Source organism: Flavobacterium sp. ACN2 (assembly GCF_002303885.1).
Lineage (GTDB): Bacteria > Bacteroidota > Bacteroidia > Flavobacteriales > Flavobacteriaceae > Flavobacterium.
Map to the genome: position 1 here is coordinate 1 of NZ_MRCM01000026.1, position 25,549 is coordinate 25,549.

General features: G+C 34.1%; 24 protein-coding genes and 2 tRNA genes. 23 read left to right on the forward strand and 3 right to left on the reverse strand.

Annotated elements, in window-relative coordinates; translation table 11 throughout:
* Nucleotides 1-48 precede the first annotated feature (48 nt).
* From BSF41_RS22610 to BSF41_RS22620, 3 genes are read right to left on the reverse strand one after another with little or no spacing between them, the layout of a single operon-like run.
* Nucleotides 49-423 (reverse strand): hypothetical protein, encoded by a 375-nt coding sequence (locus tag BSF41_RS22610; RefSeq protein WP_095931745.1) that lies wholly within the window; start codon nucleotides 421-423, stop codon nucleotides 49-51.
* Between the two features lie 33 nt (nucleotides 424-456).
* Nucleotides 457-1,413 (reverse strand): DUF3137 domain-containing protein, encoded by a 957-nt coding sequence (locus BSF41_RS22615; protein ID WP_095931746.1) that lies wholly within the window; start codon nucleotides 1,411-1,413, stop codon nucleotides 457-459.
* Nucleotides 1,413-1,970, reverse strand: coding sequence for a LemA family protein (locus tag BSF41_RS22620; protein WP_095931747.1), 558 nt, complete (start codon nucleotides 1,968-1,970; stop codon nucleotides 1,413-1,415). Before BSF41_RS22620 ends, BSF41_RS22615 begins: the two co-directional genes overlap by 1 nt.
* Before the next feature lie 208 nt (nucleotides 1,971-2,178).
* On the opposite strand from BSF41_RS22620, the gene BSF41_RS22625 reads away from it, so the two are divergent.
* From BSF41_RS22625 to BSF41_RS22735, 23 genes are all read left to right on the forward strand, one after another.
* Nucleotides 2,179-3,387: an anhydro-N-acetylmuramic acid kinase gene (locus tag BSF41_RS22625; protein WP_095931748.1), complete on the forward strand. Its 1,209-nt coding sequence runs from the start codon at nucleotides 2,179-2,181 to the stop codon at nucleotides 3,385-3,387.
* A gap of 137 nt (nucleotides 3,388-3,524) precedes the next feature.
* On the forward strand, nucleotides 3,525-5,096 hold the full coding sequence (locus BSF41_RS22630) for a glycoside hydrolase family 10 protein (protein ID WP_095931749.1): 1,572 nt from the start codon (nucleotides 3,525-3,527) through the stop codon (nucleotides 5,094-5,096).
* Nucleotides 5,083-6,354, forward strand: a complete 1,272-nt coding sequence (locus BSF41_RS22635; protein ID WP_095931750.1) for an MFS transporter — start codon at nucleotides 5,083-5,085, stop codon at nucleotides 6,352-6,354. The genes BSF41_RS22630 and BSF41_RS22635 overlap by 14 nt, the downstream gene beginning before the upstream one ends.
* 21 nt (nucleotides 6,355-6,375) lie before the next feature.
* Nucleotides 6,376-6,717, forward strand: coding sequence for a hypothetical protein (locus BSF41_RS22640; RefSeq protein WP_095931751.1), 342 nt, complete (start codon nucleotides 6,376-6,378; stop codon nucleotides 6,715-6,717).
* Nucleotides 6,718-6,906: 189 nt separating this feature from the next.
* Nucleotides 6,907-7,356 carry a GNAT family N-acetyltransferase gene (locus BSF41_RS22645; RefSeq protein WP_095931752.1) on the forward strand — a complete coding sequence of 150 codons (450 nt, stop codon included), beginning with the start codon at nucleotides 6,907-6,909 and terminating at the stop codon, nucleotides 7,354-7,356.
* 2 nt (nucleotides 7,357-7,358) lie between these two features.
* Nucleotides 7,359-8,972 carry a glycoside hydrolase family 3 protein gene (locus BSF41_RS22650; protein ID WP_095931753.1) on the forward strand — a complete coding sequence of 538 codons (1,614 nt, stop codon included), beginning with the start codon at nucleotides 7,359-7,361 and terminating at the stop codon, nucleotides 8,970-8,972.
* A 123-nt stretch (nucleotides 8,973-9,095) separates the two neighbouring features.
* Nucleotides 9,096-9,734 carry a peroxiredoxin gene (locus BSF41_RS22655; protein ID WP_095931754.1) on the forward strand — a complete coding sequence of 213 codons (639 nt, stop codon included), beginning with the start codon at nucleotides 9,096-9,098 and terminating at the stop codon, nucleotides 9,732-9,734.
* 187 nt (nucleotides 9,735-9,921) lie between these two features.
* On the forward strand, nucleotides 9,922-10,230 hold the full coding sequence (locus BSF41_RS22660; RefSeq protein ID WP_007805605.1) for a co-chaperone YbbN: 309 nt from the start codon (nucleotides 9,922-9,924) through the stop codon (nucleotides 10,228-10,230).
* A 110-nt stretch (nucleotides 10,231-10,340) separates the two neighbouring features.
* The gene (locus BSF41_RS22665; RefSeq protein WP_008462029.1) at nucleotides 10,341-10,598 is read left to right on the forward strand and encodes a hypothetical protein; all 258 of its coding nucleotides are present in this window, start codon (nucleotides 10,341-10,343) and stop codon (nucleotides 10,596-10,598) included.
* A gap of 754 nt (nucleotides 10,599-11,352) precedes the next feature.
* A complete protein-coding gene (tpx, locus tag BSF41_RS22670) occupies nucleotides 11,353-11,850 on the forward strand; it encodes a thiol peroxidase (protein ID WP_095931755.1) in 498 nt (165 codons plus the stop codon).
* A gap of 13 nt (nucleotides 11,851-11,863) precedes the next feature.
* A complete protein-coding gene (locus BSF41_RS22675; protein ID WP_095931756.1) occupies nucleotides 11,864-12,238 on the forward strand; it encodes a diacylglycerol kinase family protein in 375 nt (124 codons plus the stop codon).
* A gap of 18 nt (nucleotides 12,239-12,256) precedes the next feature.
* Nucleotides 12,257-14,710, forward strand: coding sequence for a DNA translocase FtsK (locus tag BSF41_RS22680; protein WP_095931757.1), 2,454 nt, complete (start codon nucleotides 12,257-12,259; stop codon nucleotides 14,708-14,710).
* Between the two features lie 7 nt (nucleotides 14,711-14,717).
* A complete protein-coding gene (locus BSF41_RS22685; RefSeq protein ID WP_095931772.1) occupies nucleotides 14,718-15,410 on the forward strand; it encodes an outer membrane lipoprotein carrier protein LolA in 693 nt (230 codons plus the stop codon).
* A gap of 8 nt (nucleotides 15,411-15,418) precedes the next feature.
* Entirely contained in the window at nucleotides 15,419-16,873 is a 1,455-nt protein-coding gene (locus BSF41_RS22690; RefSeq protein WP_095931758.1) for an LptF/LptG family permease, read from the forward strand.
* A gap of 2 nt (nucleotides 16,874-16,875) precedes the next feature.
* Nucleotides 16,876-18,009, forward strand: a complete 1,134-nt coding sequence (ribB, locus tag BSF41_RS22695) for a 3,4-dihydroxy-2-butanone-4-phosphate synthase (RefSeq protein WP_172426962.1) — start codon at nucleotides 16,876-16,878, stop codon at nucleotides 18,007-18,009.
* A 1-nt stretch (nucleotide 18,010) separates the two neighbouring features.
* Nucleotides 18,011-18,409 (forward strand): acyl-CoA thioesterase, encoded by a 399-nt coding sequence (locus BSF41_RS22700; protein ID WP_095931760.1) that lies wholly within the window; start codon nucleotides 18,011-18,013, stop codon nucleotides 18,407-18,409.
* Nucleotides 18,410-18,560: 151 nt separating this feature from the next.
* Nucleotides 18,561-18,648 (forward strand) — tRNA-Ser (locus BSF41_RS22705).
* Between the two features lie 322 nt (nucleotides 18,649-18,970).
* The gene (locus BSF41_RS22710; RefSeq protein ID WP_095931761.1) at nucleotides 18,971-20,137 is read left to right on the forward strand and encodes an IS3 family transposase; all 1,167 of its coding nucleotides are present in this window, start codon (nucleotides 18,971-18,973) and stop codon (nucleotides 20,135-20,137) included.
* A 971-nt stretch (nucleotides 20,138-21,108) separates the two neighbouring features.
* Nucleotides 21,109-21,552: a hypothetical protein gene (locus tag BSF41_RS22715; protein ID WP_095931762.1), complete on the forward strand. Its 444-nt coding sequence runs from the start codon at nucleotides 21,109-21,111 to the stop codon at nucleotides 21,550-21,552.
* Between the two features lie 136 nt (nucleotides 21,553-21,688).
* Nucleotides 21,689-22,009 (forward strand): hypothetical protein, encoded by a 321-nt coding sequence (locus BSF41_RS22720; RefSeq protein WP_095931763.1) that lies wholly within the window; start codon nucleotides 21,689-21,691, stop codon nucleotides 22,007-22,009.
* Nucleotides 22,010-22,180: 171 nt separating this feature from the next.
* The gene (locus BSF41_RS22725) at nucleotides 22,181-23,686 is read left to right on the forward strand and encodes a hypothetical protein (RefSeq protein ID WP_095931764.1); all 1,506 of its coding nucleotides are present in this window, start codon (nucleotides 22,181-22,183) and stop codon (nucleotides 23,684-23,686) included.
* An 8-nt stretch (nucleotides 23,687-23,694) separates the two neighbouring features.
* Nucleotides 23,695-24,606 (forward strand): hypothetical protein, encoded by a 912-nt coding sequence (locus BSF41_RS22730; RefSeq protein ID WP_095931765.1) that lies wholly within the window; start codon nucleotides 23,695-23,697, stop codon nucleotides 24,604-24,606.
* 671 nt (nucleotides 24,607-25,277) lie between these two features.
* Nucleotides 25,278-25,365 (forward strand) — tRNA-Ser (locus tag BSF41_RS22735).
* Nucleotides 25,366-25,549 lie beyond the last annotated feature (184 nt).

Consider the following 25,549-nt stretch of genomic DNA (forward strand, 5'->3'; position numbering starts at 1 on the left):
TTTTTTATAATATAATTAGTTCATTGATTTTTACTATTAGATCTAAAATTACATTAAATCCTTAAATAAAATATTCAACAAATTTTCTTCTGATTTAAAAAGCAATTCGTCAATATTATCTTCAATAAAAGAAAAATCTTTTTTATCAACTAATACGCTAATCCATTTTGGTCTTGAAAACGAATAACCATCATCAAAAATAGCAACATTAAGAAAATTCCAAATATTAGAATTTACACCATTAACTTCAAAATTAGGTTGAATTATAATGGCCTTCATTATGCCATTGTCTATCCAATGAATTCTTCTTTCCTCAAATGTTCTCAAATTTTGAGGATAATCGGGTCTATCTCTAGTCAATCGCGCATTAAGCTTATTTGCTAAGTCATCCAACTTCCAATCTATATTTTCAAATCTGCTCAAATTCTAAATTTTATATATAACAAAATTTGTTTTTTACTCCTTCCCCCAAATCCTAGTATTCAAATCCAATTCATGAACAATATCCTGCATAAACCGAACAATCGAAAGATCATCAGTAAGTAAATCAGACGCTAAAAGTGAAGAATGAATTGGTGCTTCAAAGTAATTGTGAGATAGCGGAAAAGCGATATACATTTTAGAATGTATAAACGAGATCGAAATTGTTTCATCACATTTGTTATTTAAATCCAAAATTCTTTCCATCATGGCAGGCGTCAAAATGTACCGCGCTTCGATTTGATTTTTAGAATAGGTAACAAATATTTCTTCAAAAACTGTATTTTCTAATTGTACTAACTCGGAGTTACCGAAACTGAAAACGTTTTTCGAAAACCATGAACCAATGGCATTTGCTATACCTTTTGGACGTACAACAGTCGAAACATTAAAATTTTTATTAAAATCAGCTACAAAAACAATTCCTTTAAAAATCGTATGCCAAGTTGTTTTTGTTCCGTTTTTAGTTCGAGTTTCCGTTTTATACTCGGCGTGGACTTCGGCAAACCAAAAAGAGGTTTTATCAACTATTCCGCTTATTAAATCCTGTGTTTTATAGCGATCTGGTCTTGTTGTAAAAAGTTCCGAACTTACAAACTCATATTCTGGAAGTCCACTTTGTGGCGTAATAGTCAGCGTGTCGTTAATGTCTTTTAATGCCGCTCCAACAACGTTCATTTTATAAGACAACTTGTATTTTATAGCATCGTCTTCTATTCTGAAATACATTACAATGGCAATAATTATAGGAACTAAACAGCCAATAATCCCCAAAGGAACAAATCGAATGATTAATCCAATAGCCAAAATCAACACTGCAAGTCCAATTAAAATGTAACAGGTTTGATAGGTTTCGGCTATTTTTTTTCGATCACCTTCTAAGCTATTCAGAATGTCCTGCAAGTTTGCTTTCGAATTTATTTCTGAATCCATTAATTATTAAATAGTTCTTTTGCACTAATATTTTTACGTTCTTCTTCTGGTGTTTCTAAAACATCAATTTTAGTATAACCCAACATTCCTGCAAACATATTACCTGGAAACATCATAATAGCATTATTATAATCGGTCACTGCTGCATTGTAAGTTCTTCTCGCAGCTGCAATTTGCTCTTCACTTTCTGTCCAAGTTGTTTGAAGATTTAAGAAATTGGTATTAGCTTTTAAATCAGGATAATTTTCTACCGTTACCATTAAACCTTTTACAGCCGAACTTAATTCAGTATCCAAACTTGCTTTTTCTTCATCAGTTAAAGTTCCTGACGTTGCTTTAGCACGAAGCTCAACAATTTTAGTTAAAGTGCTTTGTTCGTAATTTGTGTATTGCTTTACGACCTCAACAAGATTCGGAATCAAATCGAAACGTTTTTTCAGCATTACATCAATCGCCGAAAACGCATTGGTAACTTGATTTCTTTTTCCGATAAGTGAATTGTAGATTACTATTCCGATAATAAAAAGGAAAACAAAAAGTCCTATAATAACTAACATGATTTTATTTTTTTTGAATTGGTTATGAGCAAATATATAGAAAAGACGGTAAGTTTGAATTTTATTTTTTAGGATTTTTATCACAAATTCTTATTCTATAATAATGACATTCAAAAAATAAAAATTGTATAAAATCTATAGCTTTATATCCGAAATAATCCCATTTTAGCGTTATCAATAAACTGACTACTATAAACCCTCATTTTAAATGAATAAAAATATAACCGCACTCTATACTATAGCTCAAAAAGAAACTCGAAAAATATTGGGTTTAATGTCGGGAACTTCTCTCGACGGACTTGATATTGCTTTGTGCGCTGTTTCTGGTTCTGGAGAAAATACGAATGTGAAAATCCTAGAATTTGAAACCATTTCTTACTCTGAAGACATTAAAAACGAAATCAGAAAAGTATTTGCAAAAAAAACAATCGATTTTCAGCATCTGGCTTTATTAAACGAATGGATTGGAATATTGCACAGCGGCATGATTAACGACTGTCTTTCTAAATGGAATATTTCTTCAAGCGAAGTAGATTTAATTGCTTCACACGGGCAAACCGTTTTACACGCTCCGAAGTTTTTGCATCAGCAGGAAAAATTTCCAAACGCAACTTTGCAAATTGGAGACGGAGATCATATTGCAGTAAAAACAGGGATCATCACACTTTCAGATTTCAGACAAAAACACGTTGCAGCGGGCGGTGAAGGTGCGCCTCTTGCAGTTTATGGCGATTATTTATTATTCGGAAAAAAAGGCGAAAACCGAATCATGCTCAACATGGGCGGAATCGGGAATTATACTTATCTCCCAGCCTCTCTAAACGCCGAGGAAGTTTTTGTAACCGATACTGGAACTGCAAATACGTTAATCGATATTTTTACTAAACATTATTTTCCTGAAAAAAGCTACGATAAAGATGCCGAAATCGCACAACAAGGAACTGTAAATCAAGAACTTTTAAACGAACTTAAAAAAGATGATTTCTTCCAAAAAAGCTTTCCAAAATCAATTGGTCAAGAGCTGTTTAATTTCGATTTTGTGCAGTCGGCTTTGGTAAAATGTGGCTTAGAAAATATTTCGGCATCAGATTTGCTAGCGACTTTAACGCGTTTAAGCGCTGAAACTATTGCAGAAGCGATTTTTTTCACCATAAAAAACACTCCTATTTCAGCAGAAGATTTTCATATTTATATGTCTGGAGGCGGAACGAATAATCCGTTATTGGTAAAATGGCTAAAGGAATTATTGCCTTGCCAGTTTCACACCAGCGACGATTTGGGCATTTTAAGTGATGCCAAAGAAGCGGTTTTGTTTGCGCTTTTGGCCAACGAAACCGTTTCTGGAGGAGATTACAATTTTGGAAACAGCAAAGGAATTCCATCTGTAACAATGGGGAAAATTTCGTTTCCGGATTAAGAAAAAGTTACCACTAATTACACAAATTTTCACGAATTCTTTTTTAAAAGAATAATTAAGTACAAAAATTAATGCAATTAGTGTAATTCGTGATAAAAACAAACTATTTTTGGTTCTTGTTAAAATAAACATTTGAAATGCATAAAAATCAGCACTTAATATTCTTTCTTTTAATTTCATTTTTCATTACTTCGATTTCTAATGCACAGGAAAAAAACATGCATCCTAAAAACGAATTCAGAGGTGTCTGGATTGCAACGGTTGTAAACATTGACTGGCCGAAAACAAGTACAGATAATGTAGAAAAAGAAAAAGCTGATTACCTTGAAATTCTAGAAGCCTATAAAAAACTGAATTACAACGCTGTAATTGTTCAGGTTAGAAGTGTTGGAGACGCTATTTATCCCTCAGAATTTGCGCCTTGGTCTCGATTTTTAACAGGAAAAGAAGGTTTGGCTCCAAACCCCTATTACGATACATTGGCGTGGATGATTGAACAGGCGCATAACAGAGGTTTTGAATTTCATGCTTGGCTGAATCCGTATCGTGCGACTTTCGATTTGAATAAAAATCTTTTAAGCCCAAATCATGATCTTTTTAAACATCCAGAATGGATGATTGAATACGGCGGAAAATACTATTACGATCCTGCATTGCCAGAAGTACAGGCGCATTTAACCAAAGTCGTAAAAGAAGTCGTTGATAACTATGATATTGATGCAGTTCATTTTGATGATTATTTCTATCCTTATGCTGTTCCAGGAAAAGTGTTTAACGACAATGCTTCTTATCAAAAATATGGTTCAGGTTTAAGCCGTGCCGACTGGCGACGCGCAAATGTGAGCAACTTTGTACATTCTATTTCAAATACAATTAAAGAAAGTAAACCTTGGGTTCAATTCGGAATTAGTCCGTTTGGGGTTTGGAGAAATAAATCTCAAGATCCAAAAGGTTCTGAAACACAATCTACATCTAACTACGACGATTTGTATGCAGATCCGATGTTATGGATGGATCAAAAATGGATCGATTATATTTTACCTCAATTGTATTGGAGTATGAATAATCCGAGAGCTTCTTATTCTAAATTGGTAAAATGGTGGTCTGAAAACTCCAATAATACCGCTATTTATATCGGTCACGCCACATACAAAATTAGAGCTGACGGAGATAAAAACTGGAATTATATGACCGAAATTCCAACTCAAATTGATTTCTTAAGAACTTTCAAAAATGTATCAGGTAGTGCTTATTTCAGCTCAAAATGGTTCATGGGGAAAAACTTTGATGTGGTTCGCCATTTAGAAGAAAATCAATATAAATATCCTGCACTTCCAGCTGCAGTTCCGAATTTAAGACACGTCATAATCGATACGCCAAAAGTATTAGAATACAGTAAGGACAGCATTAAATATAATTTCACTTTCCAAAGTCCGTTGAATACGAAAGTTCGTTATATGGTGGTTTATGGAGGCGAGCATGTTTCAAAAATTGACATTAATGATGCCACAAAAATCATCGAAAAAGTAACGGTTAAAGAAGTTGACGGAAAAATTACTTTCGCAATAGCGGCCGGAAAACTGAATCTTTACAAAGCTTGCGCTGTAACTTTTATTGATTATTATGCCAACGAAAGTTCTCCAACTGCAATAGATTTAAAAAAGCCTTTAAAAAACTATATACCAGCTCAACCAAATGAAAACAGATAATAAACCGTGGTTTTGGATTCCGCTTCTTAACTTCGCTTCTGGATTACCGTATGCTATAATTATCTCTGTTTCGGTAATTATGTATAAAAATCTAGGAATTTCTAATGAAGATATTGGTGTTTACACCAGTTTACTTTATCTGCCTTGGGTTATTAAACCGCTTTGGAGTCCGCTTATCGAATTAATCGGAACCAAAAGAAAATGGTTTCTGCTGATGCAATTAATAATTTCAATTGCCTTTCTACTGGTTGGTTTCACCATTCCGCTCAACGGATTTTTTATCATGACACTTTCCATATTCTGGGTTGCGGCTTTTGCATCGGCTTCTAATGATATTGCCAGCGATGGTTTTTATTTATTGGTTTTACCAGAAGACAAGCAATCTTTCTTTATTGGTATTAGAAGTACTTTTTACAGACTTTCAATGCTGGCAGGAAACGGATTAGTAGTGCTTTTTGCAGGTTATTTAGAACATAAATTTGGAGACAATACAAAGGCTTGGTCTTATACCATGATTTGTGTTGGTTTATTAATGGCTTTCATTACCGTTTATAATTTCATTTTCACACCAAAAAATGAAGTTAATGCAGTAAAAAACCACAAAGAAATACCAAATCAAAGTTTCGGAACCATATTTGTCAGCTTCTTCAAGAAAAAACAAATAGGGTTAATTCTAACTTTTATCTTGGTTTTCAGATTAGGAGAATCTCAATTGCTTAAAATGCTAAGTCCGTTTTTACTTGATCCAAAAGAATTAGGCGGAATGGGATTAGACACCGAAGCGGTTGGAATTATTTATGGAACTTGCGGAGTTGCAGCCTTAACTATCGGCGGTATTTTAGGCGGAATTGCAATCTCAAAACAAGGATTGACCAAATGGATGTTTCCTATGTTTTTGGCCATGCACCTTCCAATTTTAGGATTTATATTATTGGCTTTCTTTCATCCTACATCAATTTATTACATTTATGCCGTTGTAATTGTAGAGCAATTCGGTTACGGTTTTGGCTTTACCGCCTTCATGATGTATTTAATTCATGTTGCCGAAGGAGAATCAAAAACAGCACATTATGCACTTTCAACTGGTTTTATGGCATTAGGAATGATGCTTCCAGGAATGTTAAGCGGTTATATTCAGAAATTTTTAGGCTATCAAAACTTCTTTATTTGGGTTCTAATAGCTACAATTCCAGGTCTTATTTTATCACGTTTTTTAACTTTCCCAAAAGATTTTGGGAAGAAATCAGAAGAAGTTTAACCCCCAAATCAAACTTTACCTATGGAAATCAATGAGAATTTGCAGAACGAACGCAATCTGAAAGGAACTGAGTTCGAGAAAAATGGAAATCTAGAAAAAGCGATTGAGTTGTATGAAGAAAATGTTGCAGAAGGCTTTAAAGGAAATCACCCTTATGATCGATTGGCAACGATCTACAAAAACGAAAACGATCTGGACAATGAAATCCGCGTTTTAGAAAAAGCAATTGTGGTTTACGAAATAATCACCATTGAAGACCGATTAGAAGGATTGCCAAAGCTTTTCCGTTTTAAAAACAGATTGGAAAAAGCTCTTGAAACCAAAAAACAATTGGCTAAACAAAAGAAAGCAAAGTTGAAATAATTTTTACCATTAAGACATTAAGTAATTTAAGCCAAGCTTTACGAACTTTCTTATTGAAAAGAAGAGAATAAAGTAAAACTAAGGCGCTAAGCTTAATTTTTTTACCTCGAATAGATTAAGCAATTTAAGCCATAGCTTTATGAACTTAATGCCTTAATGGTAAAAACAAGATAACTAAATTTATTTGACATGGTTACTTTAAAACGTACGAATTCAGACGATATCGATTTTATAAATTTGGTTGCTTTACTAGATCAAGATTTAGCGATTAGAGACGGTGAAGATCATGCGTTCTACAATCAGTTTAACAAAACGGATAAGATAAAACATGTGCTCGTGTATTATGAAAACGGAATTCCTGTTGGCTGTGGCGCTTTTCGCGAAAAGGAACTAGGAACAACAGAAATCAAACGAATGTATGTTCATCCTGATCACAGAAAAAAAGGTATTGCATCGGCAGTTTTAGCAGCATTAGAAATCTGGGCAAAAGAAGTTGGTTATACTTATACCATTCTCGAAACTGGAAAAAATCAGCCCGAAGCGATCAACTTATATCAAAAATTAAATTACACCATAATTCCCAATTATCCGCCTTACGAGAAAATGGATAATAGTGTTTGCATGAAAAAGACTTTATAATAATGAAAATCACAGCAGAAGCATTACGACAAAAAATAGGACAATTTTTCTTTCCAGCAGTATTCATCAACGATACAGAACAAAATATTCAGGAAACGGAACGTTTAATTGCAACACATAATATAGGAGGATTGACCTTTTTTCATAGTCGTGCGAGTGCTGCAACGAATTACGAAAGCAAGAAAAAAGTTGTTTTCAACGATGACAGTTACGAAAAAATCAAAGTACTTATTGCTCGTTATCAAAAAGCAGCTTCTACTCCACTTTTAATCAGTATTGATGCAGAATGGGGATTGGCAATGCGTATAGAAAAAACACCTCAATATCCGTACGCCATTACGCTTGGCGCATTACCAGAAAACAAATCAAGTTTAATTTATGAAGTTGGAAAACAAATTGGTTTAGATTTAAAAGCAGCTGGAATTCAGTATAATTTATCGCCTTTGGCAGACATCAACAATAACCCGAACAATCCTGTAATTGGTTATCGTTCTTTTGGTGAAAACAAAGAAAAAGTAGCCGATTTTTCGATTGAATATTTAAAAGGAATGTCGGAAGTTGGCGTTTTAGGCTGTCTGAAACACTTTCCCGGACATGGGAACACCAATGTCGACTCGCATTTAGGTTTGCCGGTTTTAAAGGAAACGCTGGAAGAATTAATGGAAAACGAATTATATCCGTTCATTAAAGGAATTGAGAACAATGTCGACTCTATTATGATTGGCCATTTGGCTGTTCCTAGTTTAAATGACGGAAAAGATACTTCTGCAACTTTATCAAAAGCCGTTATTCAAGATCTTTTGCGTGATCAATTAGGTTACGATGGCTTGGTAATTTCTGATGCTTTAAATATGCACAGCGTTTCTAAATTGTACGAAACAAAAGGCCAATTAGAATGGGAAGCTTTCAATGCTGGAAATGATGTTTTATGTTTCGCAGAAAATGTCCCCGAAGGAATTGAAGCAATCTATAAAAATGCTTCTCCAGACCGTATTTTCGAAAGTTATAATAGAATCATGAAAGCAAAAGAAAAAGCAGGAATCCTTTCTGGAAATACTGCAATTTCGGGCGAATTAAACTTCGAAAAAACATCTCAATTAAATCTTGAAATCGCTCAAAATGCAATTACAAAAATCATTGATAATGGCATTTCAGATTTAGCGATTGAAGCGCAGAAAAATAACAAATTAGCCAAACTGAGTTTATATAAAAATACCGAAAACACATTCTTTAAAACTTTAAACGCAAAATTACCTTCACCAGAATTTGCTTTTGAAAGTTTAGAAACTTCAGATATCAATTCTATCAAAAATGAGTTAGAGAAATTCGACACGATCATTATTTCATTATTTGTTCCAAAAGCAAAACCATTAAATAATTTCGAAGTAAATGATGAAGTTTTAGAACTACTTTCTGATTTGCTGCAAACCAAAAAATGCATTGTTTACCTTTTTGGAAACCCGTACGTTTTACCACTTATTCCGAATCTAAAAAAGGCTTCAGGATTAATTGAGGCGTATCAAGATTTTGAAGAATTTCAAAAAACAGCAGGAATTCAATTTTTAGAAAAAAATAGTTGCAATGGCATTTTATCAGTAAATATTGATATTCAATAACTTAAAACACCAAATAGTCAAAATTTATCAACTTATAAATTTTTATAATCACATCTTATTGTAAGAACCTGTACTTATGCCCTACTTTTGCACCAAATAAATTTTTAACGTAAAACGAATATTATGTCTTTAGTAGGAAAAAAATTCCCAAGTATTGCAGTAGATGCTATCTCAGAAATGGGAGACAATTTAAAAATCAATATTTTTGAAGAAGCAGTAAACAACAATAAAAAAGTACTTTTATTTTGGTACCCAAAAGATTTTACTTTTGTATGTCCAACTGAATTACACGCCTTTCAAGCTGCATTACCAGAATTCGAAAAAAGAAATACTATCGTAATTGGTGCTTCTTGCGACACAAACGAGGTTCACTTTGCTTGGTTAAATACTCCAAAAAACAATGGTGGAATCGAAGGTGTTACTTACCCAATCTTAGCTGATACAAACCGTAACTTAGCTAACATTTTAGGTATTCTTGATATCGAATCTACAAGCTATAGCGAAGATACAGATTCAGTAATCGTTGAAGGTTCAAACGTAACTTACAGAGCTACTTACCTTATTGACGAAACTGGAAAAATCTTCCACGAAAGTGTAAACGATATGCCATTAGGACGTAACGTAAACGAATACTTAAGAATGGTTGACGCTTACACGCACATCCAAACTAAAGGTGAAGTTTGTCCTGCAAACTGGGAAGCTGGTAAAGAAGCTATGTCTGCAGACAGAATCAGTACTGCTGAATACTTAAGTGCAAACTAATTTTTAATTAGTTTCTAAGATACTAAGATGCTAAGGTTCTAAGATTTTCTCTTAGACCTTAGTAACTTAGAAATCAAATCCTCTCTCAAAAAATCTCAAAAAAATTATAGTTGCTAAAATCCACAAAGGTTCAAAAAACTCAGAACCTTAGAATCTTAGCACCTTAGAATCTCAAAAAATAAAACTTATGTTAATCGACTTAAACGAAGATACGTTAGCAGATTTAGTTGCTAAAAACGAAAAAGTAGTAGTACAATATTCAGCTTCATGGTGTGGAAATTGCCGTATTATGAAACCAAAATTCAAAAAACTAGCAACAGAAAATGAAGCTATTACTTTTGTTTTGGTTGATGCAGAAAATTCTCCTGAATCAAGAAAATTAGCTAATGTGAGCAACTTGCCAACATTTGCAACTTTCGTAAACGGACAATTAGTTGGCGAAACGCAAACCAACAAACAAGAAGTTTTAATTGACTTGGTAAACGCAATTGCTTAATTTTAGATCGTTAGACTTACTTAGATTTTAAGACAACTTAGATGTTGTAAAAAAAATTATAGAAAGTCTAAGAAATCTAAGCAAGTCTAAAAATCTAAGAAATCTACACTATGAAATTACCCGTAATTAAACATTTAACGCAATTCATCGAAGAAAACGATCAAGATTATATCATTGAAACGATCGAAGTTCTAGAAGCAATGACTGAAATTCCTTCTCTTAAAGACGAAGAATTAGACGTAATTGGCGAATTGATTTCGAATATGTATGGCGCCCTTGAAGTGCAAAAATTGGTTGCTCAAGGAACAGATAAAAAAGAAGCTTTAAATACGTTCATGAAACGTGTTTTAGGATCAATCGATAAGTAAATCGGCTTCCTCCCAAAGGATAAATAAAAAAACAAAGCTGAGAAAGCGTTTCTATCTGGAGACGCTTTTTTTTAGTTTACAGTGGTCAATTTTTAGTGGTCAGTTTTTAGTTTTTAGTGTTCAGTCTCGGTATTCAGTCGCAGTTTCTCGAAATATTTGTCAGGTTGAGCGAAGTCGAAGCCCACGTAAAGCAAATTACAAAAGATTATTAATTTAGATTGAGGAGTTACTTGTGCGGGCTTCGACTCCGCTCAGCCTGACAAGCGCAAAAATCTAAAATCTACATTCTAAAATCTAAAATCTAAAATCTAAAATAATCAGGGCGAGACAGTATTTGAAAAAACGGGCAAACATACTTTATCTTTATTCGCCCGCTTTCCCAAATACTGTCGGGCTATCCGCGCTACTTCGGTAGCTTGCTCCTATCCCTCTCGCGGCTAAACGGTTTCAATAGACGCCATATAATTATTGACCAAAATTGTCAGGCTGAGCGAAGTCGAAGCCCGCGCAAAGTATTTCCATAAAGATCAATGACTAAGTTTGCGGAGCCGCTTGCGTCGGCTTCGACTTGCCTCAGCCTGACAGGCGGAACAAATCTAAAATCTACCCTCTAAAATCTAAAATATTTTAAAAAAATCGTGAATTTGTAGCCACCCAAAAACCTATCTTAATCTCTCCTTAAACCGATAACAAATACTTTTAGATTCAAATATTAATCCTTACTTTTGAGCCTCATTAATTTTAAACAAAAATCATGGCATCTATCACATTAGGAGGAAATCCAGTTCATACATCAGGCGAATTGCCAGCAGTTGGATCGCAATTAGCTGACTTCAAATTAGTTCAAAACGATTTATCAGTTGCTACATTAAGCACTTTTGCTGGTAAAAAATTAGTTTTAAATATCTTCCCAAGTGTTGATACAGGAACTTGTGCTGCATCTGTTAGAAAATTCAACCAAAGCGCAAGCGGATTAGAAAACACAACTGTTTTATGTATTTCTAGAGATTTACCTTTTGCTCAAAAACGTTTTTGTGGTGCTGAAGGTTTAGAAAATGTAGTAAACTTATCAGATTTTCAAACTGGTGCTTTTGGAAAAGCAAACGGATTAGAAATCGTTGATGGTCCTTTGGCAGGTTTACACTCAAGAGCAATCATTGTTGTTGATGCTGATGGAAAAATCGTTCACACAGAACAAGTTGCAGAAATTGCAAACGAACCAAATTACGAAGCAGCTTTAGCAGCACTATAATATTTTCCCTTAAATGGAGTTTCAAAAAGATAATACATTTGTTACAGGTAGGTTAAAAAGCATGACTTATGCTTTTAACGGAGCTGTAAAATTGATTAAGACAGAACACAGCATCATGGTACAATTCTCTCTGGGAATTATCATGACGATTGCTGGATTCTATTTTCATATTTCTCAAACCGAATGGCTGTGTCAGACACTGGCCATTGGTTTGGTTTTAAGCATTGAAGGATTAAATACGGCAGTTGAAAAAATTGCCGATTTTATCCATCCTGATTACAGCAAACGAATCGGTTTTATTAAAGATATTGCTGCTGGAGCGGTATTTTTTGCCGCAATGACTGCAATTGCAATAGGCTTGATTATTTATATCCCAAAATTTATTTAGGCAAAGGAAAACGCAAGAATGGCAAAAAATAAAAAAGAAACTGTAGATAAAAAAAACGAAAAACAGGAAGGAGTTAAAAGATCATTTAAGATGTCTAAACAGCAAAGATTTGTTTTAGGATGTCTGTTGGTACTTTTTTCTATTGCACTATTGGTCGCATTTATTTCTTTTTATGTAAACGGACAATGGCAAAATGACCAAAGTGTCGTAAATCAGCTCGGTGATCGTGCCGAAGTTGCTGAGAATTGGCTCGGAAAATTCGGAGCTTATCTTGCCGATTTAATTATCTATAGAGGTTTTGGACTAGCCTCTTTCATTTTTGTACGTTTGTTTTTCCTTACCGGAATGTTTTTAGCACTGGAGCTTTCGACCCAAAAACTAAAAAACACTTGGTTCTGGGACATTTTTGCTATTATTGTTGTTTCTGTACTATTTGGTTTCTTCGCTACTTCTGCACCAGAACTAGGAGGAACAATTGGTTACGAATTAAATTTATTCCTTCAAGATTATATTGGAAAAACAGGTACACTTCTTACACTGCTTTTTGGTTTAATTATCTATTTGATTTTCAAAATCAAATTATCGCCAGAAAAAATCCAATCGTATTTTGATTCTACTAAAAAAGAATTCAAATCAGAATTAGACAAGTTAAAACCAGCTGCAAATCAGCCTGAAAGCGCTTATAATCTAGAAGAATTTGCTATTAAAGAAGAAGTTGAAAGTGACCCTGAAATAGATGATATTCATATCAAAACAGTTGACACGCAGTTTGAACTTAACAAAGAAGCTTTAAAACCAACTATTTCTCATTCATCAGAAATTGAATTAAATCCAGTTTTAAAGCCAATTACCCCAAAACAAGAACTACCATTAGTTTCTCCTGATGAAGCCTTTGTAATTGAAAAAGCAGAAGAAGAAGATATTATCGAAGAAAACTTAGCTTCTCGCTTAGTTGCCGATTTCGGATTATTTGACCCAACTCTGGATTTATCCAATTACAAATTCCCAACTATTGATTTATTAAAAGAATATTCGACTGGCGGAATTACAATCAATCAGGAAGAATTAGAAGAAAATAAAAACAGAATTGTAGATACACTTCGTAACTACAAAATTGAAATTGCACAAATCAAAGCAACCGTTGGACCATCGGTTACTTTATATGAAATTGTGCCGGAGGCAGGAATCAGAATTTCTAAAATTAAGAGTTTAGAAGATGATATTGCTTTATCATTATCAGCATTAGGAATTCGTATTATTGCGCCAATTCCAGGAAAAGGTACGATCGGTATTGAGGTTCCGAACAAAAACCCTACTATGGTTTCTATGAAAAGCGTTATTGGAGCCGCAAAATTCCAAGAGGCCGAAATGGAACTGCCAATTGCTTTAGGAAAAACCATCTCAAACGAAACTTTTGTTGTCGATCTTGCTAAAATGCCTCACTTATTGATGGCTGGAGCAACGGGACAAGGAAAATCGGTTGGATTAAATGCGGTTTTAACTTCGCTTTTATACAAAAAACATCCAGCTGAAGTAAAATTTGTTTTGGTCGATCCGAAAAAAGTAGAGCTTACGCTTTTTAATAAAATTGAAAGGCATTATTTAGCTAAACTTCCTGACACTGAAGATGCTATTATTACTGACAATGCAAAAGTTGTCAATACTTTAAACTCACTTTGTACCGAAATGGACAATCGTTATTCTTTATTAAAAGATGCGATGGTTCGTAATATTAAAGAATACAACGATAAATTCAAGTCTAGAAAATTAAATCCAGAAGCTGGTCACCGATTCTTACCTTACATCGTTTTGGTTGTCGATGAGTTCGCCGATTTGATTATGACTGCAGGAAAAGAAGTTGAAGTTCCGATTGCTCGTTTGGCTCAATTAGCCCGTGCCATTGGTATTCACTTGATTATTGCGACACAAAGACCATCGGTAAACGTTATTACAGGTTTAATTAAAGCCAATTTCCCTGCTAGAATCGCATTTAGAGTAACTTCTAAAATTGACTCTAGAACGATTTTGGATACGCAAGGAGCCGACCAGTTAATTGGACGAGGAGATTTATTATATACAAACGGAAACGACGTAATTCGTGTGCAATGTGCTTTCATTGACACACCAGAAGTTGAAAAAATTACCGATTTTATTGGCGGACAAAAAGCATATGCCACAGCTTATTTGCTTCCAGAGTTCGTTGGAGAAGAAAGTGGCATTAATCTTGATATAGATATTTCCGAGAGAGATACTTTATTTAGAGAAGCGGCAGAGATTATTGTCAATGCTCAGCAAGGTTCTGCTTCTTTATTGCAACGAAAATTAAAACTAGGATACAACAGAGCTGGTCGTTTGATCGATCAACTTGAGGCAGCAGGAATTGTTGGTCCGTTCGAAGGCAGTAAAGCACGCAGTGTAAACATCTTAGATTTAAATGCTCTTGATCAATTTTTTAATAATGAACAAAATTAATCCAATCATGAAAGCAAAAATTCAAGAAATCAACAACAATTCTATCACAAACATGACTAAAAAGTGTTTTCAAATGGCAGTTATTTTGCTTTTGAGCTTCACTTCTATTCAGGCTCAAGATAAAAAAGCGAAAGATTTATTGAACGAAGTGACTTCTAAAATAAAGAGCTACGACAATATTGTTATCGATTTTAAATATTCTTTGAATAATGCCAAAGAAAATATCAATCAAGACAGTAAAGGAAACGTAACGATGAAAGGAAATCAATATGTTTTGAATTTTATGGGCGTTACCAAAATTTTTGACGGTCAGAAAACCTACACTATTGTTCCTGAAGACGAAGAAGTTACTATTTCTAAAGTAAACGAGAAAGATGATAATGCTATCACTCCTTCAAAAATGCTTACTTTCTTCAATTCTGGCTATAAATACAACATGGACATTGTTCAGAATGTAAAAGGAAGAAAAATTCAATACATCAAATTAGTTCCTACAAGCGGAAAAGACCAAAGAAAAGAAATTTTGTTAGGTATTGACGTTCAGACAAAACACATCTACAATTTGATTGAAACTGGAAAAAACGGAACAAAAACAACTTTAACCGTTAATTCTTTTAAAACCAATCAGCCATTATCAAAAAATCAATTTACCTTTGTAGCGAGTAAATACCCGAAATACTACATCAATAAATTAGATTAATCAGAAGGTTGAAAATACTAGACAAATACTTATTAAAAACATTCTTATTTACATTTACTACGGTATTTGTAATCTTATTTTTCATATTCATACTTCAAACAGTATGGCTATTTATTTCAGAACTAGCAGGTAAAGATCTCGACTTAACATTGGTCGTGAAATTCCTGCTTTTTTCTATGCCACGAATTATACCGCTGGTTTTACCGTTATCGGTTTTATTAGCCTCTATTATGACTTTCGGAAATCTTGCCGAAAATTATGAGTTCGCAGCTATGAAATCTTCAGGAATCTCACTGCAAAGAGCAATGAGAGTACTGATTATTTTTATTTTCGTTTTAAGTATTGTGGCATTTTGGTTTGCAAACAACGTCATTCCGTATGCCGAATACAAATTTGTCAACTTTAGAAAAAACATCGCACAAGCCAAACCTGCGATGGCTATTGCCGAAGGTCAGTTTAATGATGTCGGCACTTACAACATTAAAGTAAACAAAAAATCTGACGAAAATGGTAATCATCTAACTGGTGTAACTATTCACGAGAAAGCGAATAATATGGGGGAAAACAAAACCGTAATTAAAGCTAAAACTGGTGAATTAGTCAGTAACGAAAAATCTAGTATTTTAAAGCTAGTTTTAAATGATGGCTACTACTACCAAGACGTTACTCCAAAAAAATATGAAGATCGTGCAAAAATGCCTTTTATAAAAGGTAAGTTTAAAACACAGATTATCAACATCGATTTATCTGAACTTAATAAAGTTGATGACAGCAAAGAAAGCATTGCAGGGACAAATGCAATGTTGAATGTTAACGAATTGCGCTATACTCTAGACTCCTTGAGTAAAAATTTAGATAACGAAATTGTTTCTTTTTCTGAAAATATTAATCAGCGAGTTGGGTTTAAAAAGTTTTTTACAGATTCGCAAAAAAACATCAAGAAGAAACCGCTTCCAAACGATCTTTTATCTATTTATTCGAACAAAGAAAAAGTAGATGTTTTAAAAATGGCTGGAAGCAATGTTACGAGCAGCATCTATTCAATCGAGACTACCCAGAAAGATTTAAAAGACAAACAGAGAGAAATCAACAAGCATTTGACTGCTTTGTACGAGAAATTTGTAATTGCCTTTGCCTGTTTCTTAATGTTCTTTATTGGAGCTCCGCTTGGTGCTATTATTAGAAAAGGGGGACTTGGACTTCCTATTGTATTTGCAGTTTTAATCTTTATTACTTTCCATTTTATTAATACTTTCGGAAAAAGAGTATCTCAGGAAGGCGGTATGACTCCATTTTTAGGATCATGGATGTCCTCTTTTATTTTATCGCCTCTTGCCATATTATTGACCTATCGTGCAACAAACGATAACGGGTTAATTAATTTTGATGCGATTACAACTCCTATTTCACAACTATTTCAGAAAATCTCTGAGCGGTTTTCACCTGCTCAAAAGCAAAAATAATTATGTCAACAACAAAAATACAACTGAATACCATTGAAGAAGCTATAGAAGATATTCGTCAAGGTAAAGTAATCATTGTAGTCGATGATGAGGATCGCGAAAATGAAGGTGATTTTTTGGCTGCTGCCGAAAAAGTAACTCCAGAAATGATCAACTTTATGGCTACTCATGGACGTGGATTAATCTGTACACCACTAACAGAAAGCCGATGCAAGGAGTTGGATCTTCGTGCAATGGTTACCAACAATACAGATCACATGGAAACTGCTTTTACGGTTTCTGTTGATTTAAAAGGTCAAGGAGTTACAACTGGAATTTCTGCAGCAGATAGATCAAAAACAGTTCAATCTTTAGTTGATCCTAATACAAAACCACACGATTTAGCTCGTCCTGGTCATATTTTTCCTTTAATTGCTAAACAAGGTGGTGTTTTAAGAAGAACTGGACATACTGAAGCGGCAATTGACTTTGCACGTTTGGCAGGATTTAAACCTGCTGGTGTAATCTGCGAAATTTTGAACGAAGACGGAACAATGTCTCGTTTGCCAGAATTGATTAAAGTGGCAAAAAAATTCGATTTAAAATTAGTTTCTATCGAAGATTTAGTCGCCTATAGAATGCAGCACGATAGTTTGATTGTTAAAAAAGAAGATTTCGATATCGAAACTCGTTTTGGAACTTTCCGTTTAAGAGCTTACGAACAAACTACCAACAAACAAATTCATATTGCTTTAACTAAAGGAACTTGGAATCTTGGCGAACCTATTTTGACCAGAATTCACTCTTCTCAGGTAAACAACGATTTATTAGGCACATTGACTAATAATGCAGAACAGCAATTAGACGATATGTTTAAAGTGATTAATGAAAACGGAAAAGGTGCTGTTATCTTTATCAATCAAGATATGACCGCTGTAAACCTTTTGAACAGAATTTCTGAGCTTAAAACATTACAATCTAACGGAACTTTAAAAGCTCCAAAAGTGATTATTGACAGCAAAGATTACGGAATCGGAGCTCAAATTCTTCATGATATAGATATTTCTAAAATAAGATTGGTTTCGAATACAGAACAAACAAAACGAGTGGGTATGATTGGATACGGGCTTGAAATTACAGAATACGTTAATTATTAATATGGGAACAGTAGAAGAAAGAATTCAGAAATCGGAAACTCGTATTTTTAAAGCCGTTTTCCCTAGTACAACGAATCATTACGACACTTTATTTGGAGGAACTGCTCTTCATTTAATGGATGAAGTTGCTTTTATCTGCGCGACTCGATTCAGCCGTAAAAAAGTTGTTACGATTTCTACAGGACAAATTGACTTTAAAAAAGCAATTCCTGCTGGTACATTAATTGAATTAGTAGCAAAAGTAGACAGCGTTGGAAGAACCAGCTGTAAAATTCACGTCGATATTTTCATGGAACAAATGTATTCTGAACTTCGCGAAACGGTAGTTTCAGGAACTTTTTCGTTTGTTGCTGTTGACGAGCACAAAAAACCAACGCCAATTTTAGACGATTTAGATTAATTTTTCAAAAAACATCACTTTCGGAAATACTGATAATTAGACACTTGAAAATTATCTCAAAAAACTTCAAAAAAAAGTCCGAAAAAAGTTTTTATAACCGAAAAACCGTCTTATATTTGCACCCGCAATCAGGCAATGATTGCGACATACTGGAGAAATGGCAGAGCGGTCGAATGCGGCAGTCTTGAAAACTGTTGACTGTAACAGGTCCGGGGGTTCGAATCCCTCTTTCTCCGCCAGTAGAAGCTTCAAAAGAAGCTTTAAAAGTCAAAAGCCTTTAAACACTAGTGTTTAAAGGCTTTTTCGTTTTTACACACTTTTCAAAAAGCACATGTTTTATCAAAGAACGGTTACGGATCAGGTGCAAAAGTTGGGGATTAAGCAAAAAGATTAGATAATCTGAATAAGAAAAAATCTATTTTCCTGACTCCTCTAAATTGCGATCTAAAAGCTTTTAAAAAACTTAAGGCTGTTTTTTTAGAATTTTTCCGCAAGCTTTGAGTTAGATAATTTAGGAGACAATACTCTTCAATAAATTGAACAGCATCTAATTATGAAAACATGCAGGAAACCAGAAAAAGGTGGCCATTGGAATTTAAAATCTGTGCGGTCACAATCAGCAACCAGTACAAAAGTGTACATCGTGTAGCTCAGGAGCTTGGAGTCAGCAAAAATAGCCTGCAGCATTGGAAGAAACTTTTTAAGGATGGAAAACTTACCCTTCATGAATCATCTGATTCCTATAAAAACAGAAAAGAAATATTAAGGTTAAAAAAGGAAATTAAGAACATCAAACTGGAACGGGATATTCTGGAAGAGGGTGCTGCATATCTTCTGCAGAAAAGACGTTTGCGGTATCAATTTATCAGAGAAAACGCCGATAAATTTCCTGTTACAAAGATGTGCAAAATTTTTCATGTAGACCCTAGCAGCTATTATAAATGGTTAAAAGGACTTCCTACAAGCAGAGCTGAACGTAAAGTATTTATATTATCAGAGATTTCAAGAATTTATCATTGGAGTCAAGGCAGGTACGGTAGTCGAAGAATAGCCAAAGAATTATCGTCAATCAACATAAAAGCTTGCCGATCTTTTGTTGCAAAGATAATGCTCGAAAATAATATGCCTAGGATTCCAAAATTAAAATTTAAAAGAACTACAATCTCCTCTCCCAAATATCCTGCAGCAGCAAATTTATTAAATCAGAATTTTAAAGTAAGTAACCAAAATCAGGTATGGGTATCCGACATTACCTATATTCGAACTAAAAAAGGCTGGGCATATCTTACTGCTGTTATAGATCTCTTTGATCGTAAAGTAGTAGGATGGTCTTTAAGTGAAACCCTGAAGACAATGGATACAACCATTGTTGCCTTTAAACAAGCCTTGCGTAATCGTCCTTTAACTAGTAACCAGAAATTAATTTTTCATTCAGACCGAGGGATTCAGTATGCTTGTAAAGATTTTGTTTCCACATTATCAAAAAGTAATCAAATCGCCCAAAGTATGAGCAGAAAGGGCAATTGCTATGATAATGCTGTCGCTGAGAGTTTTTTCAAAACATTAAAAACAGAATTAATTTACCAAAACAATTATACAACAATAAAAAAAGCAAAAAAGTCAGTCATTGACTATATCAAAAATTTCTATAATCGATACAGAAGACATTCTGCGCTTGGAAACCTGACAATCGAGGAATTTCAAAAACAGTATCTTATTACAAAATAGATTCCATTGCTTTTATAGCAGCTTATTTGAACTGCTAACTAACCATTTAAGTAATTCTTTGTCATAAAAAAGGAATACCTTTGTCTATGAATTAATTAAGAATTATAACGTCAATTTAAACGTATTTAAACCAATCTGAAACTTTCAATATTTATAAAAATAGCGAAAATGTTCATGGCAGAATCGTGGCAGATGATGTTTTAAAATTATAACCCCAGCAGAACCAAGGGTTGAGAACTTTGGGTTCGAATTGCAGAGCGTCCCTATTCAAATTAAAAAATATGTAAATTGTTCCAAGAATAGTTAGATTATTTTCATATTTAGCGACTTATTAATTTACTGTTCTAATAAAGCCAATTACTAGTTTATTTCTAAAAAATTTATAGCCTTTTATCACATTATTAAAAGTTATAAAATCATTGTCATCTCTCGTTATAAAAATTATTATGTTTTCCATTTTAATCAATTAAGAAATATAGTAATATACTGAGACCTTGCGCAATCAATTTATGCCGACCTCATTTAAGTATAAAAGATGAAAAAATCATTTTCGGATTAAGTCAATCAACTTATAAAAAATGGTTTTTCCACTATTAGAGCCTTCAAAATTATTCGATCTTGAAGGCTCTTTTACGATTTACAAAGACCTAAACGCAATTTTTTAACGGCATGGGTGATAATTTTATTTTTTTTAAACACTAAAAATCAAGTAATTATACGTAACGCCTTTAATTTTTAAATGCTTTAATTTACCCTAAAATAAAAAGCAGCAGGAAAATAAAATATTGTTTTAATAATTCTAAAATTAATTCTTTATGATATTAAATAGAAATTTTATAGCATTTTCTTTATTATGTATGATACTTACTAGTTGCGGTTCGGCCTCAGATCGAAAGACATCTACATCCGACTCCGCTTGGCCACCAGTGGTATCTTCAGATTGTCAGTATGGCATTCAGACTTTTAATAAAATGGCTTCAACAGCAATAATGAATGAAATCAAGGATATTAAAATTTCTAAAGGCCACATCCCGCAAGATTTAATAGTATTGTATCCTAAAGCAAAAGAAGCATGGAATCGCGCATTGGGGACCAATGTTTACTCCAGCCAGTACAGCTGCACTACCCTTAGCTCTCTGCCTAAGATATCTGATATAAATCCTGCCGCACTGGAAGAATATCAGCAGTTTTTCTTTTATCTGGCAGAATATAAATACGGGCCATATCCAACTCAAAGTAGAGACCAATTCAGGAAACTTGCATGGATTGAGAAAGCCGACTGCAAAAAAAGAATGGAAAGTACTGTAAGGGCCACTTTAATATCAAACTGCCATGGCGATTTTGAAGATTTGAACAAACTGTTAAAACCTGTTTTCTTACCAGAAAATATTGAAGACTGCCTGACGGCTGATTAAATTTGGTCAAAAGATTTATTAAAAATTATTTTAAGCTTCCCGTTTAGTGCACATTATGACCGTCAACAGTCCTCAATAAAACTCCATTGCATAATGAATACAATAGATAGATTTATTAACCATAACCAATAAAAATATGAGTGCAGCTTTACAAATCTACAATGCCACCGGCGAAAATGTGAGACCTCAGTATCAAAAAACCGCTTCCTGGGTTTGGTCAGCAATACTTTTAATTTTATTTGTATTTGTCAGGGCCAAAGGAACAACTTCGGATGAAACCCCAAATGTACAATGGGCATCAATGATAATAGCAGCAGTATCATTCATAATCTGGGTTTATATGTTTGGAGGGAAATCCATCACTGATCTTCCTTTTTATCAAGCTTATATCGCCAGCTTAACTGTACTGTTATGGACATTTGCTGTTCCATATTTCTATAAAGGCGACCAGACATAAAGCACTTCAGAAATATCATACATAGATATTCAGAATCAGCTTTTTTTTACCTAAGTCGCAAATCAGTATAAATCCACATCAACCTTTATTATGTGATGAAATTGACGAAAATAAACTCTCAACAATCTGACAAGAAACACACTACACTAGATTAACCCTAAAGCCACAATCATGAAAACTCATTACTATCTTTTGCTTGCTGCCTCCCTGCTGCTTGCATCCTGCGCAAATCAAAATCGGGTAACAAAAATAACTTTTGACAATGAAACCCATACCTCTACCTTTCATGGTGAAGTTATAGAGGCTGGTCAGGTGAAGGAAGTGCCGATAAAACAAGATGACGCTTTTGTCAGGGAAGGCTCCGATATTCAAATTATCGTGCAGAATTTTAATCCAATGAACCACGAATTTACTCTGCAGCAAGAAAACGACGTCTTGTACTATACCGCTCCAATGGCCCAGACCAATGTGCTTACGAGCTTCATCGCGGCAGCAAATGGGCAGCAGGTAATAAATCCTGCACCTAATAACCCTAATAAAAAAGATAAAAATGATCCTGCAAAATGCATATTAATTGATGACGTTAACCGGACAGAGAAGGCTTTATTAAAAAGTATTGAACAATTTAATCAATTTTACAATGGCATAGTATCCTTAAATAATAAAATTGATTCCTATAAGGTATATCCAAAACTTAATAAGGCATCTTTACATTGTGATTTGGACAACGCCGTAAATGTGATCAAAAGTAATTATGTAGATGCTTCAAGAATTGACGCGATTGTCTGCTCAGGCAGTCCTGCCAATTATGTATTTGTTAATGCGGCAGAAGCAAATAATTTTTCTCTGCAAAAAGACAGACATGCTGCAGCCATTCAAACAAAAATTGATGAACTTGAAAAAAGTATCGCCAAAAATAAAGCCTCGACGACTAAATGTCTTGGCCAGGCGGGGGGGGTGTCGTCCACGCTGGATCAGTCCATTACCAGGGCAAAAGCATTAAAAGATGAAATTAATACAAAACTTTCTTCAAATATAGATATCGTTGCAACTAAACTCAGCGCAATCAACGCATTGCAATTCACTTTCAGCCCCTCCAGAGCTCATGTAGGAGAAACAGACGAACTGGTCCTTAAGATGTCAGTAAAAGACAACGTTAGAAACAACACTATTGTTTATAATCTGGCACATCTGCCGGTATATAAATCAATAAAAATCGACTACTCGGCAGGTGCTTTTTTCAGTGGACTATACGATGAAAGTTTTACAAAGACAATAAGCAGCACCACAACAGACAACACGGTTGATCCCCCTGTGAGCACAAATCACTATACTTTACATAGATTTGATGGCGGAGGCCTGTCATATGGCGCAATGGCATTTATTAACTTTCACTCACAACTTGCTTCTCCCGTAAATTATGGAATTTCACTGGGTGGGGGATTAAGATTTAATCAGACGACAAAATTTGTATTAGCCCCTACAGGGAGTCTTTTTTTCGGTAAATATCAAAGACTCATTGTCCATGTGGGCTACGCAATTTCACAGGTCGAAAGAATTTATTCCATATATGGAGATGAATCATTTACAGATTCTAATTACGCCCCTGATATTAAGCAGGTGGTAAAGGGAAGCTTCCTATTTGCCATCTCATGGAATTTATCAAGAACCAAATAATTTAGATCATGGGAAAAGTTAAGAAAGAAACGCAAGAACTGAATGAACTTCCAGTTGCACCGGGAGGATTCAAGCCGCAAGAAAATATTCATCTTTTAAAAAAGGGCTGCCATATAAAAGTTGTTAAAGGAAAAATACTTGAAGTTCAAACAGAAAATAAGAAAGTTATAAAAGAATTTGGAAAGGCAGATTTAAAAAAAACAAATAATTTTGAAAATAAACTTCTGATCAGATCTGAAAAAATTACTTTACAAGAAGATTTACTGGGCCTTCCTATCTCTAATAGATGGATAGTCTATTCTGGCTGGATGAACAAAAGCGGAGCACCTATAACCTATTTTAAAACTAGATGGAAAGTTCCTCAGCATCCATCAACAAATAATGGCCAGGTTATATTTTTATTCAACGGCATTCAGAATAAATCCTCTGCATATATACTGCAGCCAGTTCTGCAGTGGGGCAAATCAAATGCCGGCGGAGGAAACTTCTGGTCAATTACAAATTGGTTTGTCACGCAGGGTGATAAAGGCAATGCAATTTTTAAGGAATTGGTAGCTGTCAATCCTGGTGACATAATCGAAGGCATCATGGTATTGACAAAAAATAAAGGATCGAAATTTTCATATAAATCTTCCTTTACAGATTACCCGCAGTGTGATTTAGAAATTGAAGGAATCGATGAACTCTGCTGGGCGAATGAAACTTTGGAATGCTATGACCTCTATAAGTTCTCCGATTATCCAAATACTAATGTTACTGAAATGACTGATATTGAAATAAGAACTGGTAATAAACAGCCTACCATTAAATGGGATATTCATAACGACGTTACTGATAATGGACAGCATTGTACAATTAAAAGCAATAGTTCAACAAATGGCGCAGTAAGCCTATATTATAATAATGAGCAACTTGCTTAGCATAGATGTTTTAAATGGAGCAATTGGAGCTGTCTCTAAAGATTGCCACCGAACGCTAATATCAAATTGCGAATAATTGACTATTTCAATCTTACAACAAAACACCGACGTTTAACTACTTAACATACTATTCCTTAAAATCAAACTCTCTCAATTTTGGTTCGAACGACAGTGCGGCTGCAGTCATCTTATCGTTAATTTGTCAAACGTTGCCTCCAATTTTAAGCCAAATTCTATAATAGTGAAGATTTCGTTGATTAAAATATCTAAGTTCAAATTGTAAATAATCCCTGTGTACAACAGCTGCGTAGTTGTAACATTAATAAGTGGACAACACTTTTTTAGGTTAATATTCAAATTTACAAATATTTACAATTGTGTCTACAGTGCGGACACAATTGTAAAGTCAAATAAGACGAAGCAAAAAAACAATAAAGATTAATATTTTTATTCAATCGATTTTGTCAAAAATAAATGTCATATTAAATTATGCTTTATTTTGCACGACCAATTTATAGAATTTACAAACTGTGCCACAAAAAGTTAACACCTTAAATTAAAGTGATACACGTGGATAAAATCTTTTCTTCTAAAAACTATCAAAAAAATTTCTAGAATTGAAAAAACATTTTATCTTTGCACCCGCAATGACAGAATGATTGCGTCTTACTGGAGGAATGGCAGAGCGGTCGAATGCGGCAGTCTTGAAAACTGTTGACTGTAACAGGTCCGGGGGTTCGAATCCCTCTTCCTCCGCCAGATGAAGTTTCAAAAGAAACTTTAAAAGTCAAAAGCCTTTAAATACTAGTATTTAAAGGCTTTTTTGTTTTTTGTCACTTGTCAAAAAACACATATATTATCAAAGCACGATGACCCTATGAGTGACCCCTATTTTTTTTTCAAAAAAAAACGAAAAAAGGGTCACTAAAAAAAGTGAATTCCC

Bases quoted from the DNA above. Each gene is read 5' to 3' on its own strand.
- BSF41_RS22615 (WP_095931746.1), bottom strand. From the start codon at position 1,413: ATGGATTCAGAAATAAATTCGAAAGCAAACTTGCAGGACATTCTGAAT.
- BSF41_RS22620 (WP_095931747.1), bottom strand. From the start codon at position 1,970: ATGTTAGTTATTATAGGACTTTTTGTTTTCCTTTTTATTATCGGAATA.
- BSF41_RS22625 (WP_095931748.1), top strand. From the start codon at position 2,179: ATGAATAAAAATATAACCGCACTCTATACTATAGCTCAAAAAGAAACT.
- BSF41_RS22630 (WP_095931749.1), top strand. From the start codon at position 3,525: ATGCATAAAAATCAGCACTTAATATTCTTTCTTTTAATTTCATTTTTC.
- BSF41_RS22635 (WP_095931750.1), top strand. From the start codon at position 5,083: ATGAAAACAGATAATAAACCGTGGTTTTGGATTCCGCTTCTTAACTTC.
- BSF41_RS22640 (WP_095931751.1), top strand. From the start codon at position 6,376: ATGGAAATCAATGAGAATTTGCAGAACGAACGCAATCTGAAAGGAACT.
- BSF41_RS22645 (WP_095931752.1), top strand. From the start codon at position 6,907: ATGGTTACTTTAAAACGTACGAATTCAGACGATATCGATTTTATAAAT.
- BSF41_RS22650 (WP_095931753.1), top strand. From the start codon at position 7,359: ATGAAAATCACAGCAGAAGCATTACGACAAAAAATAGGACAATTTTTC.
- BSF41_RS22655 (WP_095931754.1), top strand. From the start codon at position 9,096: ATGTCTTTAGTAGGAAAAAAATTCCCAAGTATTGCAGTAGATGCTATC.
- BSF41_RS22660 (WP_007805605.1), top strand. From the start codon at position 9,922: ATGTTAATCGACTTAAACGAAGATACGTTAGCAGATTTAGTTGCTAAA.
- BSF41_RS22665 (WP_008462029.1), top strand. From the start codon at position 10,341: ATGAAATTACCCGTAATTAAACATTTAACGCAATTCATCGAAGAAAAC.
- tpx (WP_095931755.1), top strand. From the start codon at position 11,353: ATGGCATCTATCACATTAGGAGGAAATCCAGTTCATACATCAGGCGAA.
- BSF41_RS22675 (WP_095931756.1), top strand. From the start codon at position 11,864: ATGGAGTTTCAAAAAGATAATACATTTGTTACAGGTAGGTTAAAAAGC.
- BSF41_RS22680 (WP_095931757.1), top strand. From the start codon at position 12,257: ATGGCAAAAAATAAAAAAGAAACTGTAGATAAAAAAAACGAAAAACAG.
- BSF41_RS22685 (WP_095931772.1), top strand. From the start codon at position 14,718: ATGAAAGCAAAAATTCAAGAAATCAACAACAATTCTATCACAAACATG.
- ribB (WP_172426962.1), top strand. From the start codon at position 16,876: ATGTCAACAACAAAAATACAACTGAATACCATTGAAGAAGCTATAGAA.
- BSF41_RS22700 (WP_095931760.1), top strand. From the start codon at position 18,011: ATGGGAACAGTAGAAGAAAGAATTCAGAAATCGGAAACTCGTATTTTT.
- BSF41_RS22710 (WP_095931761.1), top strand. From the start codon at position 18,971: ATGCAGGAAACCAGAAAAAGGTGGCCATTGGAATTTAAAATCTGTGCG.
- BSF41_RS22715 (WP_095931762.1), top strand. From the start codon at position 21,109: ATGGCTTCAACAGCAATAATGAATGAAATCAAGGATATTAAAATTTCT.
- BSF41_RS22720 (WP_095931763.1), top strand. From the start codon at position 21,689: ATGAGTGCAGCTTTACAAATCTACAATGCCACCGGCGAAAATGTGAGA.
- BSF41_RS22725 (WP_095931764.1), top strand. From the start codon at position 22,181: ATGAAAACTCATTACTATCTTTTGCTTGCTGCCTCCCTGCTGCTTGCA.
- BSF41_RS22730 (WP_095931765.1), top strand. From the start codon at position 23,695: ATGGGAAAAGTTAAGAAAGAAACGCAAGAACTGAATGAACTTCCAGTT.